The 12,835-nt window shown below is 37.6% G+C and carries 10 protein-coding genes; 3 read left to right on the top strand and 7 right to left on the bottom strand.

From position 1 onward, the window contains the following. Positions 1 to 464: 464 nt before the first annotated feature. The 4 genes from AAV97_RS00270 to AAV97_RS00255 all read right to left on the bottom strand — a co-directional run bounded on the left by AAV97_RS00270 (position 465) and on the right by AAV97_RS00255 (position 3,959). Positions 465 to 896: a hypothetical protein gene (locus AAV97_RS00270; protein WP_004825956.1), complete on the bottom strand. Its 432-nt coding sequence runs from the start codon at positions 894 to 896 to the stop codon at positions 465 to 467. A gap of 16 nt (positions 897 to 912) precedes the next feature. Beyond that, positions 913 to 2,271: a phosphate regulon sensor histidine kinase PhoR gene (phoR, locus tag AAV97_RS00265; protein WP_004825958.1), complete on the bottom strand. Its 1,359-nt coding sequence runs from the start codon at positions 2,269 to 2,271 to the stop codon at positions 913 to 915. A gap of 25 nt (positions 2,272 to 2,296) precedes the next feature. Further along, on the bottom strand, positions 2,297 to 3,007 hold the full coding sequence (phoB, locus tag AAV97_RS00260; protein WP_004825961.1) for a phosphate regulon transcriptional regulator PhoB: 711 nt from the start codon (positions 3,005 to 3,007) through the stop codon (positions 2,297 to 2,299). A gap of 274 nt (positions 3,008 to 3,281) precedes the next feature. Beyond that, complete coding sequence (locus AAV97_RS00255) at positions 3,282 to 3,959, bottom strand: TetR/AcrR family transcriptional regulator (RefSeq protein ID WP_005035061.1); 678 nt, start codon at positions 3,957 to 3,959, stop codon at positions 3,282 to 3,284. Between the two features lie 213 nt (positions 3,960 to 4,172). Between AAV97_RS00255 and AAV97_RS00250 the strand changes: the two genes are divergently transcribed. Continuing rightward, complete coding sequence (locus AAV97_RS00250) at positions 4,173 to 5,018, top strand: SDR family NAD(P)-dependent oxidoreductase (protein ID WP_004825964.1); 846 nt, start codon at positions 4,173 to 4,175, stop codon at positions 5,016 to 5,018. 204 nt (positions 5,019 to 5,222) lie between these two features. Then, positions 5,223 to 7,490, top strand: a complete 2,268-nt coding sequence (locus tag AAV97_RS00245) for a YncE family protein (RefSeq protein WP_046759485.1) — start codon at positions 5,223 to 5,225, stop codon at positions 7,488 to 7,490. A gap of 61 nt (positions 7,491 to 7,551) precedes the next feature. Here the strand turns inward: AAV97_RS00245 and AAV97_RS00240 are convergent, their stop codons facing one another. Together AAV97_RS00240 and AAV97_RS00235 are read right to left on the bottom strand one after the other, a co-directional pair. Continuing rightward, a complete protein-coding gene (locus AAV97_RS00240) occupies positions 7,552 to 8,919 on the bottom strand; it encodes an MATE family efflux transporter (protein WP_046759484.1) in 1,368 nt (455 codons plus the stop codon). 124 nt (positions 8,920 to 9,043) lie between these two features. Then, on the bottom strand, positions 9,044 to 10,198 hold the full coding sequence (locus AAV97_RS00235; protein ID WP_046759483.1) for a methionine aminotransferase: 1,155 nt from the start codon (positions 10,196 to 10,198) through the stop codon (positions 9,044 to 9,046). Between the two features lie 303 nt (positions 10,199 to 10,501). On the opposite strand from AAV97_RS00235, the gene AAV97_RS00230 reads away from it, so the two are divergent. Continuing rightward, positions 10,502 to 11,410 (top strand): hypothetical protein, encoded by a 909-nt coding sequence (locus AAV97_RS00230; protein ID WP_046759482.1) that lies wholly within the window; start codon positions 10,502 to 10,504, stop codon positions 11,408 to 11,410. Here the strand turns inward: AAV97_RS00230 and AAV97_RS00225 are convergent. Then, positions 11,391 to 12,407, bottom strand: a complete 1,017-nt coding sequence (locus AAV97_RS00225) for a DNA cytosine methyltransferase (protein ID WP_046759481.1) — start codon at positions 12,405 to 12,407, stop codon at positions 11,391 to 11,393. The two genes, AAV97_RS00230 and AAV97_RS00225, sit on opposite strands and share 20 nt — an antisense overlap. Positions 12,408 to 12,835 lie beyond the last annotated feature (428 nt).

Raw genomic sequence — 12,835 nt, 5'->3', positions numbered from 1 at the left:
TTTTAAAAACTTAGCATTTATTTAACCTGAGTTCGATAAAAATCCTTGATGAAAGATGATACAGTCAAACCGCCTAGTTATTCATACAAGTGATTTGGATGATTCATTTATTTTGTACTTTTTGAATCATTGATGGTCTTGCTATCGTGAGGCGACATGGATGTCGCCATGTTGAGCGGGGGTAAAGGATGTACCCCTCGCTCAACGAAAGATTTTTGTCACTTTTCTCCCCCCTTTTTTGTTTAAACACATTCTTGTTCATATACCCCTGCTAAACATGGCGAGGCGCAGGCTGATCCAAAAAATGGATGGAAACCCAGCAAGAATCTGTAAATACTTATTATTTTTCAATGTGTTGATGTATGATTGCATCGAACTCACATTATTTAAATTATGTCGAACTCACGTTAAGTGAATAATATTGATTGGTCTCATATAAAACTTGTTTTAGTTTTTAGAATAAATCAAAACCCATGTGCTTTTAAATAAGACAGTTTTAAAGCCTGTGCATCTGCTAAAGCGTTGTGTGGGTTTTGAGAAGGTACATGAGTTTCGATCGGATCTTGCATCCAAAGTTGCATGGAAAGTGGTGGTGTTCGTATACATTTTCCTGCTGAAAGCACTAAACTCCGCATAAATAAAGCGAAATCTTCAGGCCAATCTGCAATGATTTCGATCTGATCATATTGAAATAGAAAAATCTGCAAACGACTTTGAAATTTTTTGAATTGAATGGGTGGTTGGTTTAAACGTGGTATCACATGATCGTTTACCCAAGGTACAGGGTTTGGGCATTCTAAAACTTCATAAAAAGATTGATGCTGTTCATCGACCAATGCCAATGAAATCAGTTCACCACCAAAACCATTAAATTCACAATCTAAAAATAATTTCATTTGGATTAATCAAAAATCAGCCTGCAAAATCAAGGCGCTCTTTCGGGAACACCACTCTAAAAACTGAACCTTGGTTTTCTTTAGAATCAATTTCAAGATAAGCATTATGTTGCATTAAAACATGCTTTACAATCGCTAAACCTAGACCTGTTCCACCTGTTTGTCGGCTTCTCGCACTGTCTACACGATAAAAACGTTCAGTTAGACGTGGAATATGTTTGGGATCAATCCCAATGCCTGTGTCTTCAACTGTAAAATAACCATGTTCAGTGTCATCATGCCAACCAATCGTCACAGTACCGCCTTTAGGTGTGTATTTAATGGCATTGGTGATTAAGTTACTGAAAGCACTGGCGAGTTCTGCATCTGAACCAATCAGGTCACAATGACTGTCAATATCCAGATTTAAAGTATGTCCATAATCGACGTTATAGGCTTGCGCATCATCAAAAAGCTGATTCATTAAATTGGGCATATCAATAATTTGATTTTTCGCGACCTGTTTATTGCCTTCTAATCGCGAAAGTAACAATAAATCATTCACCAAAGCATTCATACGTCGCGTTTGTGACTGCATCTGTTCAAAGGCGCGTTTCCAACGAGGATTTAGGTCTTCTTGGTCGGTAAAAGTTTCAATATACCCACTGAGTACAGTCAAGGGGGTACGAAGCTCATGTGAGATGTTATCGACAAAGTCTTTACGCATCTGCTCAAGATTATGCACACGGGTTACATCATAAGCGACCAACAAGCGACTTTCACTACCAAAGCGAGTCAGTTTGATTTGTACATAATGTTCTTCATAGACCGAAGACTTTATTTTTATACCATCAGGTGATTGGTCAATATTATTAAAGTATTCAATAAAACTCGGCTGGCGGATAATGGTTAAAATATTACGACCACGATCTAAAGGTTGAATACCTAAAAGTTTTTCCGCAGCAGGATTCCACCATTCGATTTGATGAAGTTCATCTGTTAAAACGACAGCTTCAGCCAAAGCCACTAAGGAGGATTGTGCACGATCAATCAAGCCAACCATTTCAGCTTGAACAACGCGTTCTTGGCGCTGTGCACGATAGACATTAAATAGAAGCGCTCCCCAAATACCTTCGAGATTTGGCGGAGAATCATAAGGACGATTGGAAATCCATTCATTGACCAAATACAAAGAGCGCAATTGAAATATAAAAAAAACGGCAAAACCGATGGAAATACAAATCCAAAAATAACCGATCCCTAAACCAATAAATCCGCCAATCACCAATAAAAAAGCCAACAGGCGTAAGTCTTGTTTTGCAAACTCCCATAAACTGCTGTAGCGAAACTTTTTATGTTCACGTGCAAGATCTGGGACGGGATAGGGTTCATACATAGAAATTTATTTACCTTAACAGTGCTTAACCTATAGCGACATCTGCGCGCGTAGAGAAGCGATAACCTGTTCCACGAACAGTTTGGACATAGCGATCTGCGCCATAAGGTTCAAGTACTTTGCGTAAGCGACGGATATGCACATCGATGGTACGGTCTTCAATATAAACATTTCCACCCCAAACTTGGTCAAGTAATTGGGCACGTGTATAAGCACGTTCTGGATGGGTCATAAAGAAAGCCAACAAACGGTATTCTGTTGGTCCCATATCTAAAATACTGTCACCAAAACTTACTCGTTGGCTGACAGGATCAAGCACTAAGCCGTTCGCATCAATGGTTTTTTCACCACTCAATGCATTGGCACGACGAAGTACAGCTTTGATACGAGAAACTAATTCCCGTGTTGAAAATGGTTTGGTCATGTAGTCATCCGCACCTGCATCAAGACCTTGAACTTTATGGTCTTCTTCGCCACGTGCAGTTAACATAATCACTGGAATTTCTGCTAGATTTTCATCTCGTTTTAAGCGGCGACACAAATCTACGCCACTTACACCACCGGGCATCATCCAATCGAGTAAGATTAATGATGGTCGTTGGTCTACGATCATTTGATGTGCTTGTTTTGCATCTTCAGCTTGCAGGCATTGAAAACCTGCCATATCCAGTGAGGTATGGATCATTTCTCGAATCGGAAGCTCGTCATCGACGATTAATATATAGTCATCTTTCACAACGCAATATCCTATGTATGAACGGTGTACCGTCTTTTATTTATGACAGGCTTATTACAAAGATTAATTATGACAGTATCATTGCAAAAACAAGATGTAGACGAATTTTTGCAAAAAAATGTGACAAAAAATGGGCGATGTGATGAAAATTAGATGACATTTTTAAATAATCTTTGTAGCTTCAGCTTAAAAAGAGCATCAAATTGGTGACTAAAAATGCAAATATGACAGTTTGATGACACTATTATACTTACTTCACACTACTCAAATCAGTCTATGGCTGAGGAGCAAAGGTATTAATCAATGACACAAAGACCACTTCACATGCTGAAACAATTTCATCTAAGGACTGTTTAAAACCACCCATCACCCAACGCACAGCAATTTGTGTAACATAACCATTTAGACCAGTCGCAACCAGCGAAATTTCCTGTTCACTTCGTTCAATATGCGGCATCATCAGCGTCACAAAAGAGTGAATTAAGCGATCAAAACGTCCCATAGTTTCGTGAATAGTTGCATGATTATGTAATTCTTGAACCAGCATGGCATCGATATAAATAATACGAGCAACACGTGGGTCATTTTTCAACATGGTAAAAATCGCTGTCAAACCGCCTTTGATCATGTTTTTAGGCTCTGGCGCACCTTGCATCACGCCTTGCATCACGGTTTGTTGTAACTGTTCAATCAATTGTAAAAAAATAACTTGAAACAGTTCCTCACTCTTTTTAAATGACTCATAGAAGTAGCGTTCAGTAAGTTTTGCTTCATTACAAATATCTTTAACAGTCACGGAAAAGAAACCATGTGTTCCATATGCCGCGATGCCTGCTTCAATCAATTTTTCGCGACGGGCGAGCTTTCTTTCAGACAAGGACATGCCTTTGAATTGGCGTTCTTTTGTGGTTTTATTTATGGTTTTCTTTTCAGTTAAGCGAGATTCAGTCATTGTAAAAAATTACTCGTGTCATGTTCGATTGTCACAAAGAAGTGGTTATTTTAGCAATAAAAGTCATTGAAACCTATTTAAGATTTTTTGTATAAAAAAACAACTGCTCATTCACAATATAATATTGACAATAGTTATTGTCAAAATTATATTGAGCAGGTGAGCTGCACATTATCAGTATTATTGTGTGCGGATTTTAATAAAGGATAGACAATGAAAAATTTTAAAAACAAAGTCGCTGCAATTACAGGTGCTGGCTCTGGTATGGGACAACAGCTTGCGATTTTACTGGCAAAAGCAGGCTGTCATTTATCAATCAGTGATGTGAATGAAAAAGGTTTAGCAGAAACGATCGAATTGGTTAAGCCTTATAATGTTCGTGTTACTTCTAAGAAAGTGAATGTGGCAAATGTCGAAGAAATGCGTACATGGGCTGCTGAAACCGTACAAAATCATGGCTCTGTAAACATGATTTTCAATAATGCTGGTGTTGCTTTAGGCTCGACGGTAGAAGGCGCGACCTATGAAGAGCTTGAATGGATTATGAATATCAATTTCTGGGGTGTGGTATACGGAACCAAAGAGTTTCTACCATATATCAAGAAAACAGGTGATGGTCATATTATCAATATTTCAAGCTTATTTGGTCTAACGGCTCAGCCGACGCAATCTGCTTATAATGCATCAAAATTTGCGGTACGTGGTTTTACTGAATCTTTACGTCAAGAATTAGATATCGAAAACTGTGGTGTATCTGCATTATGTGTACATCCGGGTGGTATTCGTACCAACATTGCCAATGATGCACGTATGAATGACAGTTTACGTTCTTTGGGCATGAATCCTGATAAGTCAGCAAAAGCATTTAATAAATTATTGCGTATGCCTCCAGAAGACGCTGCTCAACAAATGCTTGATGCGGTGCTCAAAGATAAACGTCGTTTATTGATTGGTAATGATGCAAAAACGTTAGATTTGATTCAACGGATCTTACCAACGGGTTATCAAAAATTGACAGGTTTTGCGACCAAATTTAGTAAAAAATTAGAACCAAAATAAACCTTTCTATAAAAAGCCGTCAAATTTGGCGGCTTTTTACTTTCTCAGGAAATGTTTCAAGTTCCTTGATTGATAAAAAAATCTTCATACTTTTACTGTACCGATCATCTACAGATTGGGATTGATAAAATAATTTGTTAGACTGACTCAGAAAATATTAAATTTTTTATTTTTATTATAAAGATAATTTGAATTGAGCATTTTATGAAAAAAGCCATTTTAAGCCTCAGTATAGGTATGATTTTATTTGCATCACATTTAGCCTATGCGTCTACTGATCAAGAGAATGCCAGTATTTTAGACAGTGTTGCAGGTGTATCAGAGCATTCAAGCCCTGATCCAGCAGACGATAGAGCGCTTTATAGAGCAGAAGTGGAGCGACTCTATCCACAATATATCAAAGAGGACGAAGGGGATCAGTTATATTCAACGTTCTTAGCAGATTATCAATATAGAAAATTTTGGTCAGCATATTTTGATCGCTCTATACAATATTTAGATTTATATCAAAGCTCAATTCAACAAGAGCAATTGCGTAAAATCGATCCTGAGCTTTCTAAGCTGGATGCGATGTTATATGCAGATTTAACCCGTATTTATCAGTCGCTTGATCAGATTCAAAATCACTTAAAACCCGTGGTTGAGTTTAACCGTACCGTTGTCGATCAGATTAAATTTGATCAGCCTTATCCATTGCTGGACGAGGAACAAGGCAGTGCCTATCGTTCGGCATTACGTAACATGAATGATGTTCAGAACGCAGAGAAAAAACAACTCGTTTTACTCGCCCAAATGATCGATCAGTACCAAGATCGAGTAGATGAATTTGCAAAGATTGTGTCAAAACGCGTAAAAAAACAGCATCAGAAAAATATCGATGTGTTGAATCGAAAAGTGGCATTGATTGGGCATTATTTATCTGCCCAACTGCAAGGCTACGATGCATTTAAGGCGACCTATAGTGTATTAGATTCCTATGATGCTGAAGCGCATCCAGTCTATGCTAAAAAATACCAACATGCTGCGCAATCTGAGCAGAACCTAAAAAAAGTAAATGTGATCATGGCGGCGATTGCTCAAGAACAAAGTCCAGATATAGCGTCATCTGAAGCGCCAGATCAGGTCGGAGCTTTACAGGATTCTAGTCAATATTGTGATTATTTATGGAATGGTGAAGAAAGGGATGAGATTGCAGGTTACTTAGGAAAAACCCAACAGCAATATATTCGGGATTGTCAGGAACAAAAGACCAAGATTCAACAATTTTATAAAAGTCAGGTCTTTTTGGAAGCTGTCCCACAGCAAACTGTTACTTTACCCAATATGAATGCAATGGGAGATTTTCGTCGATATGGGGATGATCTTTACTATACCGAAACAGAGAAAAATGCAGTCTATCGATTTAATCTTGTTTCATTCAAAGAGGAACTGCTTTACCAATATGCTTTAGCTGATGATGAAAGTGGTTGTATGCACAATATGTGCCGTGGTGTGGGGGCAACCGATGTGGTGTTAAGCCACGATGGTCAAATTATCTATGTAGCATCTTTAGATTATGACCAAGTTTTTGCAATTGATTTAAAGACCAAGCAGATATTGCAAAAGTTTAAAGTTGAACGTTATCCACGCAAACTATTATTGGATCAACAGGGTGAAAATTTATATGTTTACAATGGTGTAGGGAACAGTATTTCACGCATCCAGTTGAAATCAGGCAAAATCACTACAGCCGCATTGCCAGCAAATTATCAGGAACACTTTTGTCGTGAAATCGATATGGTATTTGAACCAGACCAAAAAAGTATTCGTATTTTAGGTGATTGGGCAAATCGTCCTTTTATCTATATGAATACTGCCGATTTAAGCTTTTTTGAACTGAATTTTGATGTACCACAAAAAGTGCTCTATACAGTCGATGACTATCGTTCAGTGGTGGAGTTTTATCAAGACTCGGAAAATCAGATCGGAATTTATGACCAACGGATTGCAGATTTGGTCAGTGTGATCAATGTGCAGGATGCACCCTCTCAAGATCAAGATGAGCAAGAAGACAATCGCTATACGTTTCGAGATGTCTATACCAGAAGCATACCAGTGATGATGGGATATTTAGCGGATCAATATTTTTATTATGCTGAGAAGGCAAACTTTAATCGATTTAATTCATTAAATAGTGCCTTAGATCAGCAAGACTTAGATATTTATCTGCTGAATCTTGTTGACCAAACTCAAGAAAATCGCCAAAAAGTAGCATTTAAACTGCCGAGCAAACCTCAGCACATCGAACTGCTGGAAAATGGCAAAATTTTAATCTTGTTTGCTGAAAGCTATCTCAATGATCAGAAAATTTTACCGCAAGCCTTAGTCTTTGATCCAAATGATCCTGCAACGCAACAAGTCTTTGCACGCAATAAAACCAAACGCTTAGCACAGTCGGAACTGAAAGTGATCAAGCTTCATCAAGAAGATTAAAATCATTTTGGGGTGAGATCATCATGGCTGATTTAAATGCATGAGCACAGGGCTGATGCATTTAAATCAAAATTTCGATGGTTTTCTTTTTCCAAACGAATTGATAATACAGACCTTGCATTACACAGAGGCTGAAAAAGGTTAGCGCAAGTGCATACCAGATGCCTTGTAAGCCAAACCACTGACTAAATAAATAAGCACAAGGCACTTCGATCAGCAAGATCGATAAAATGTTAAAAATCATCGGCACAGTGACCGTACCACTGGCACGCATGATGGAGGCAAAAATGGCACTTGCACCAAAAAATATAATCGACCACAACACAATAAATAACAATTGCTGACCCAGTTCAATCACGGATGGATCGGTAATAAACAACGCCATCAAATATTTTGAACAAATATAGGCCAACAGTACCAATGAACCTGTAATCGCAATATTGCTGACCAGCGCTGTACGGGTTACTTTTGCCAGCAATTCGGATTTGCCTGCACCAATGGCTTGTGCTGCAAAGATTGAGCCTGCAATCGCAATGGATAAGGCAGGAAATTGAATATAGTTGAGCACTTGGTTGACTGCACCATAGGCGGCTGTGGCATGTGCACCATGTTGGTTGACCAGTCCGATCACCACCAAACCTGCAACAGAGTTGGTGACCATTTGAATACCTGTCGGTATGCCTAAACGTAAAATACTGCGACTAAACTGCGGGTGAAAGCGCACATGTTCGATTAATGCCACATCGGGCTTCAAAGCATGGTCTTTTTTATTTAAATAGACAATCAGAAACGCGAGGGTAGAAATAAAACCTAAACCACTGGCAATCGCTGGGGCAATAATTCCTAGTTTTGGCATACCCAAATAACCCCCAATCAATACAGGAGTCACGATCACACCGACAATAATGGTGAGGCTGGAAGCCATAAGAGGTGTAGTGCTGTCTCCGACCCCACGCAAAATGGAGGTATAGGTGATATAGATAAACAAAAATGGGCTACTCATTAACATCCATTGCACATAAGGCAGTGCAAGATGCATGATTTTCGGGTCGATTCCCAACAGCAATAAAATCTGCTTCGCGAAAAGCACGCCTAAAAAGGCAATAATGGTTCCGCCAATCAAAGTCATAAATAACAATGCGCCAACAATGGTACGCACTTTTTCAATATTTTTGGCGCCCCAAGCTTGTCCCACCAACACAGTTGCCCCTGTCGAGAGACCAATCACAAAAGCCAGCAATAAAAATAGGATCGGAAAAAAGACTGAAATCGCAGCAATTGCTTCAACACCCAGCATTTGCCCGACAAAAATAGTGTTAATTGTCCCCGACAGATTTTGCAAGATATTGGTTAAGATCAATGGACCCAAGAAGATTAAAAAAACCTTCCAGAATTTGGGTTGGTGGAGCATGTCGGGACGAGCTGGCATCTTTTTTTCTACTGTCTATTTTCGAGTATCTTTATCTTATTGATAATATACAACTACTCAGTAAAAAGCCTGAGTATTTGAGTAACTCAAGCTTTATTTTATGAAAATTGAGAATTTATTCGGTTTAAATTCGATTTAAAATTTCACATGCCTGTACTAAAGTTTGATCTTTTTTGGCAAAACAAAAACGAATTAAACGTAAGTTTTCAGGGGCTTTCTGATAAAAAACAGAGACTGGAATTGCCACGATTTTGTGTTCTTCTGCAAGGAATTTACACATCTCGACATCATTTAAATCTGGACGAATTTGGCTGTAGTCAACATTTTGGAAAAACGTTCCTTTGGATGGAATAAAGCTAAATTTTGAATCTTGAATACCTGAATTAAATAGATCGCGCTTTTGTTGATAAAAACTGGCTAAGCCATCGATATGTTCAGGGTGCTGTTGCATAAAATTGGCAAGTGCCATTTGTACAGGTGTGACACCACAGAAGTTGGCAAATTGATAAATTTGACGAAACATCTTCATCAGCTCAGGCGAGGCAATGCAATAACCGGTTTTCCAACCCGTCACATGAAAGGTTTTTCCAAAAGAACCCACCACAAAACTACGATCTCTAAGCGCAGGAAACGACAACGCTGAATAATGTTTTTCGCCGTCAAAAATCAGGTGTTCATAAACTTCATCTGAAAGCACGATGATATTTTTATCTTGAATCAGTTCAATTAAATTCAGCCAGTCTTGTTTAGACCAAATCGCCCCTGTTGGATTGTGTGGGGTATTTACGATGACCATTCGGGTTTTATCTGTGATTGCAGATTTGACTTGATCCCAATCTACAGAAAACTCAGGTGCGTTGAGTGGAATATGAACCGCTTTACCTCCGACCAACTGCACGCTAGGTGCATAACTGTCATAACTTGGATCAAAAATAATCACTTCATCGTCTTGGTGGATGATGGCCTGTATGACACTGAAAATCCCAATCGTTGCGCCCGGTGTAATGGTAATTTCTGTAAGTGGATCAAGTTGTAATTGATCTCGTTTTAAAAACAGTTGAGCCAGTTGTTGTCTAAGCTGCAGTAAGCCATCACCCGCTGCGTATTGGTTAAAACCATCTAATGTAGCTTGGCTCAGCGCCTGTAGTAATGCAGGCGGTGCATCAAAGTCAGGAAAGCCTTGTGATAAGTTTAGCGCATTGAGTCGTTGTGCCATTGCGGTCATGATACTGAAAATGGTGACGCCTTGAGTAGGGAGTTTGGAGTGGATTTCGATCATGACCAGACTGTTTTAATGAGGTTTATAGGTATGAGTGTAGCAGGTGATTTTTAACAGCAAAATAGGTTGTTGTGATTTGTGACGGGGAGGAGATAGACAAGAATTAAATTTTAAAAACCTTGTTACAGTATATGTTGAAAGTATTTAAGATAGCAGGAACGAGGTAAGACCTATAATTCAAAGGGATATATAGCCTTCGTATAAGAGATTTTATGTTAAATAAAAATCAAATTATTTAATAAAAAGATTAAATATTAATATGTTATCCATCATAATACCCTCGATTTTTTTGAGGGTATTATCATGAGAAAAGCATATAGAGAGTTAGAAGATTATATTGTTGACTTATTTAATAGTTTTGATGATTTAATTCATTGGAATGGTAAAAGTTATGATAGGGTTGCAGCATGTAAGCCTTACCCTCAAAGAGGTGGAGGTGAATGTAAAACCGATGTTTATGTATTATTAAATAATATATATGAGGGGACATCTGCTGAAATTAAAATTTCAGTTAAAAAAGACGATGCAGAGTTTTTGGCTAATAAGTTAACAGCGCCTGTTGCTGAGGATTTATTAGGACAAGATTGGAAACAGATTTTAATTGAAAGCATTGGTCTTATAGAAGATAATTTTTATAATAAAAAGAATGAATTAGCATTCTTAAAATCAAATTCAGGTGAGGTAGATGCCAATTTTACATTAGGGTGGAAGTTAGAAGTCACTAATAAAGAAAGAACTTTAAGTTCACCTCTAAATCTATCAAATAATGAAATTGTGAAAATCATTTTTAAAGGAGAAAATCAAGTTCTAGAAAAAAAAGATGCAGTCATCTTTAATAATGTAATTCAGAAAAACTCAGGTATTGCAGAATTCCTCATCAATGGTAGTGTCGATAAATACTCAAGCGCTCAAGATGTCTTAAATGATTTAATAGACCTAAATACTTATGATGCCGGAGATATTTATTTAGCCTTTACTGCTAATAACTTTAGATATAAAGCGAATAAAGCAGATGGTGCTAGGACTTTGGCTATTGCTGTTAAGTGGTCCATAAAAAATAATAGGTTAAGTCCAGAAATTATTTTTAATGAACCATTAATTCATCAAGGGGAACGAGACATGATGCCATTTATTAAAAGATGCCTCGTCCAGCTAGGGATTAATAGCTATTCCGATATTGATATCGAAGCTATTAAGCCGAACGAAGATTAAATTTAGATGAATATGATAGGTTGAGTGCTTGTGAAATACTTTCAGCTAAAATTTTAGCGAAATCTACATTAACAGCGTTCCCTATCATCTTATACCCATGATTTAAATCAGAATATTTAAAAATAAAGTTATCAGGGAAACTTTGAATTCGTGCACATTCTCTAACACTCAGACGTCTCAATATATTTTCACTATGAGTAAACATAAATTTATCTATATCTACTTTTATCATTTTGGGGGAACTAGGATGAATTGGGGCATGGCGACCACCAGCTTGGATTGTAAATGATGGTTCATTCCAGGCCCGGACCCGGTTTCTAGACATATACATTGATGAGAAGCCACCAGTCATGTATTCATGATTTGCTATAGCAACATCAGGATTCGGTTTTGATTTATTCAGGGCTGGCACAACGTTATATTCTAGATCTCGAATAATGTCTTCTAAGCAACGAACTTCATTGGTTTCTTCAGGGAATGAATACTGAATATTTAAATCGGTTCTAAAACCAATGAAAATGACTCGTTTTCGATCTTGAGCAATCCCAAAGTCTGCAGCATTTAGAAGTTTAAAATGAAGGTCATAGCCAGCTTTTAGAAAGGTATTTTTGATGTTTTCAAGCGCATCTTTATGTCTAGGTGCCAGCATTCCACTGACATTCTCAGCCAAGAAAAATGCTGGTTTTTTAGCTTCTAGAATACGGATAAAGTCAAAAAACAACTGTCCTCTTTTATCTTCAATCCCTCTTTTTGATCCTGCTTCGCTCCAGCTTTGGCATGGTGGACCGCCGATAATACCATCACAGTCTGGAACTTCGGCTTCATCAATTAAGGTAATGCTGCGTTTATCTAATGTTGTTTCAGGGTGATTGTGTTCATAGGTCGCCCAAATATCTTTATCAAATTCATTGGCAAAAATGATATCAAAACCTGCTTGTTTGAAGCCTAGGTCTAAACCACCTGCACCAGAGAAAAACGAAGCTATTTTAAGAGCCATATTGAATGCACCATTGAAGATCTAAGGGTAATTTTTACATTTTTGCATGCAAAAGGCCAGCTTTTTTTTAAACAAAACGTCGCCTTATGTCGCTTGAGAGTTTTATGAGTATTTTAAACATATAATCTGAGCGGTGTTAGAAAGACATTCTATAAATTTAATAGAAATTCGTTAAATTTGTGTAGTATTTGGTTCGCATCAAATCTATGATCATTATGTAGTTAAATCTAATTATGAAATTTTTAAAATTAAACGATTGAAATGGAATGTAAAATTTCTATTGAATTTCAAATAAACATGCTCACTTCGGGGTCATGTCAAGCGGTCCCTTCATTTAAGCCAGTTCCCTTAAAAATAAGACATTTTTCATATCAATATAACTGACGTTTCAGGATAAATTTGTGGTTGGGTAATACTCCCATTTTTAA

Source organism: Acinetobacter sp. Ag2 (assembly GCF_001005515.1).
In the GTDB taxonomy this organism is placed as follows: Bacteria; Pseudomonadota; Gammaproteobacteria; order Pseudomonadales; family Moraxellaceae; genus Acinetobacter; species Acinetobacter bereziniae.
The sequence above is the reverse complement of the archived record's forward strand: the minus strand, read 5'-3'. Positions and strand labels throughout refer to the sequence as shown.

Coding starts and splice junctions, on each gene's coding strand:
- phoR (WP_004825958.1), bottom strand. CDS start 2,271: ATGTATGAACCCTATCCCGTCCCAGATCTTGCACGTGAACATAAAAAG.
- AAV97_RS00255 (WP_005035061.1), bottom strand. CDS start 3,959: ATGACTGAATCTCGCTTAACTGAAAAGAAAACCATAAATAAAACCACA.
- AAV97_RS00230 (WP_046759482.1), top strand. CDS start 10,502: ATGAGAAAAGCATATAGAGAGTTAGAAGATTATATTGTTGACTTATTT.
- AAV97_RS00245 (WP_046759485.1), top strand. CDS start 5,223: ATGAAAAAAGCCATTTTAAGCCTCAGTATAGGTATGATTTTATTTGCA.
- AAV97_RS00270 (WP_004825956.1), bottom strand. CDS start 896: ATGAAATTATTTTTAGATTGTGAATTTAATGGTTTTGGTGGTGAACTG.
- AAV97_RS00240 (WP_046759484.1), bottom strand. CDS start 8,919: ATGCCAGCTCGTCCCGACATGCTCCACCAACCCAAATTCTGGAAGGTT.
- AAV97_RS00225 (WP_046759481.1), bottom strand. CDS start 12,407: ATGGCTCTTAAAATAGCTTCGTTTTTCTCTGGTGCAGGTGGTTTAGAC.
- AAV97_RS00235 (WP_046759483.1), bottom strand. CDS start 10,198: ATGATCGAAATCCACTCCAAACTCCCTACTCAAGGCGTCACCATTTTC.
- AAV97_RS00250 (WP_004825964.1), top strand. CDS start 4,173: ATGAAAAATTTTAAAAACAAAGTCGCTGCAATTACAGGTGCTGGCTCT.